Origin of the sequence: Sphingomonas sp. CCH5-D11, assembly GCF_001557395.1 — a bacterium.
Lineage (GTDB): Bacteria > Pseudomonadota > Alphaproteobacteria > Sphingomonadales > Sphingomonadaceae > Sphingomonas.
In genome coordinates this window covers 1-2,079 of sequence record NZ_LSKH01000177.1, presented here as the reverse complement: position 1 = coordinate 2,079, position 2,079 = coordinate 1, and the positions used below count along the sequence as shown (strand labels likewise).

At 68.3% G+C, this 2,079-nt stretch carries 3 protein-coding genes; 2 read left to right on the top strand and 1 reads right to left on the bottom strand.

Features of this window, described 5'->3' with window-relative positions:
* Positions 1-408 (bottom strand): calcium-binding protein (locus tag AX702_RS10825; protein WP_443026294.1); only part of this gene is annotated, 408 nt, incomplete at its 3' end.
* Between the two features lie 279 nt (positions 409-687).
* Here AX702_RS10825 and AX702_RS10820 point away from each other — a divergent pair.
* Both AX702_RS10820 and AX702_RS10815 read left to right on the top strand, forming a co-directional pair.
* Positions 688-1,743: a c-type cytochrome gene (locus AX702_RS10820; protein WP_331710394.1), complete on the top strand. Its 1,056-nt coding sequence runs from the start codon at positions 688-690 to the stop codon at positions 1,741-1,743.
* The coding region (locus AX702_RS10815) for a cbb3-type cytochrome c oxidase subunit I (protein WP_197420566.1) at positions 1,740-2,079 on the top strand (340 nt) is incomplete at its 3' end. The genes AX702_RS10820 and AX702_RS10815, both read left to right, overlap by 4 nt.

The following is a 2,079-nucleotide window of genomic DNA, read 5'->3' as shown; positions in this document are numbered from 1 at the left end:
GGCATAGATGATGTCGTCGCCATAGCCGCCGTCCAGATAGTCGCGCCCGTCACCGCCATAGATGAGGTCGTTGCCCGCATCGCCAAGGATGCGGTCATGCCCGATGCCGCCGTCGAGATGGTCGTCATCGTCCCCGCCGGAAAGAATGTCGTTGCCGCTCGCACCGATAAGCCGGTCCTTGCCATAGCCGCCGTCCAGCCGGTCGTTGCCGTTCTCGCCATACAGATAGTCGAGCCCCGCGCCGCCGATCAGATAATCATGGCCGTCGCCGCCATAGATATCGTCGTCGCCGTCGCCCCCGTCCACGCGGTCCGCCCCGGCGCGGGCGCGGATCAGATCGTTGAGACTGGTGCCGACGATCACATCGTCCGAATAGCCACCGTCGATGGTTTTCGCGAATTTGCGCATGATGCACCGGTAATTAGGCGCTTGGGATAGCGCGCTGAATACCCATCCCGGGGCAGCGGGCGGGGGCATGAAGGTTCCGCCTGCGATACGAAGAATGCCCGTTCGGCCATGGCCCTTTGTCCGGCGGCATACCTCCGTGACCCGGCTTGATGTTGCGTGAAATTATGTTGCCGGGGGAACCAATCCGCCCCGCGCGCGGTCAATCGGGCGTCGACACACGACCGGCGACACAGCCGGCGGTTCAGGGGCCCGCCTCCGGGCGGAAGAAGTGGGAAACGGGTGACAGCGCTGGGGGGCAGAACGATCATTTTCGGCAGCCAAGGCGGCAAGCGCGACTGGCGCCTGCCGTTCGCTCCTGCTTTGCCCGCTTTCGCCCTGCTCGCGCTCGCCGGCTGCAACCGGCACCAGTCCGCGCTGGACACCTTTGGCGAGGAAGCGGCCGGCATCGCGCATCTGTCGCTGGTGATGGTGATCGGCGCTTTGGTCATTGCGGCGGCGCTCTTGCTGCTGTTCCGCTGGGCGGTGCGCGCGCCGGAAGGGTCGCTGTCGCTGCGCGGCGGCGAGCGGCTGATCGTGGTGGCGGGGGCGGTGCTGCCGTCGATCCTGCTGCTCGGCCTCCTCATCTACAGCCTGCCGGCGATGAAGCCGCGCCCGACCGGACCCGGCGATCTCACCATTGACGTGACGGGGGAGCAATTCTGGTGGCGCGTGCGCTATCATCCGCCCGACGCCGCGCCGGTCGACGCTGCCAATGCCATTCGCATCCCGGTCGGCCGCACGGTGCGCTTCCGGCTTCACGGCGGCGACGTGGTGCACGCCTTCTGGATTCCCGGTCTTGCCGGCAAGATGGACATGATCCCCGGCCGGGTGAACGAACTCCCCGTGCGCGCGGTGAAGCCGGGGCTGTTTCGCGGCCAGTGCACCGAATTCTGCGGGCTCTCGCATGCGCTGATGGCATTCGAGGTGATCGCCATGGAGCCCGCCGCCTTTGACCGCTGGCTCGCGGCGGAGCGGCAGCCCGCGCGCGCCGCGGCCGGGGCGTCAGGCGGGGCGGGCGCGTCGGGTGAGGGCAGGGCGCTTTTCGCCAGCTACGGCTGCGGCGGCTGCCACCAGATCCGCGGCACGGGCGAGCGCGGGCTGATCGGGCCGGATCTCACCCATTTCGCCGCCCGCCGCACGGTTGGCGCCGGTACCCTGCCGATGGACCCGGCCGCGGTCGCCCGCTTCATCCGCCATCCATCCGAAGCGAAGCCCGGCGCGCGCATGCCGGCCTTTCCGCACATGAGCGAGGCGGAGGCGAGCGCCATCGCGCGCTATCTGGGAGAGCTGCGTTGAGCCTGCACGATCAGGACGATCCCGAGCTGCGCCGCGCCCAGGAGGAACGGCTGCGCGCCGTCTGGGCGCCGCCGCGCGGGCTGTTCCTGCGCTGGACGGATACCAACAACAATGCCGTGGGCGTCTGGTACACGCTGACCGCCTTCTGCTTCATGCTGTTCGCCGGCGTGCTGGCGCTGATCATGCGCACCCAGCTTGCCATGCCGGAAAGCACGATCACCAGCGCCTCGACCTACAATCAGCTGTTCACGCTGCACGGGTCGGCGATGATGTTCCTGTTCGCCGTGCCGATGTTCGAGGCGGTGTCGATCATCCTCCTGCCGCAGCTGCTGGGGG